Below are 335 nucleotides of genomic sequence, written 5' to 3'. Positions count from 1 at the left end.
GGCAATCGCAGCTGCATTCCCGAAAACAGAGTATCAGAGATGCATTGTGCATCAGGTAAGAAACACTCTGAAATACGTTCCGGATAAGGACAGAAAAGCGTTTGCTGCCGACTTAAAGACGATTTACCATGCTTCCGATGAAGAAAAGGCTAGACTGGCTTTGGATCGCGTCACCGAGAAATGGACCACAAAATACCCGAATTCCATGAAACGCTGGTATGACAACTGGGATGCAATAACGCCCATTTTCAAGTTCTCTCCGGATGTCAGAAAGGTCATTTACACGACCAATGCTATCGAAAGTCTGAATTCCACCTACCGGAAACTCAACCGAC

General features: G+C 46.0%; 1 protein-coding gene. It reads left to right on the top strand.

The features are described from left to right. Positions 1–335, top strand: a 335-nt coding sequence (locus PZH32_RS12010) for a transposase (RefSeq protein WP_275208490.1), incomplete at both ends; no start/stop codon positions are given.

Origin of the sequence: Adlercreutzia equolifaciens, from assembly GCF_029076695.1 — a bacterium.
Taxonomy (GTDB): Bacteria; Actinomycetota; Coriobacteriia; order Coriobacteriales; family Eggerthellaceae; genus Adlercreutzia; species Adlercreutzia equolifaciens_A.
The sequence above is the reverse complement of the archived record's forward strand: the minus strand, read 5'-3'. Positions and strand labels throughout refer to the sequence as shown.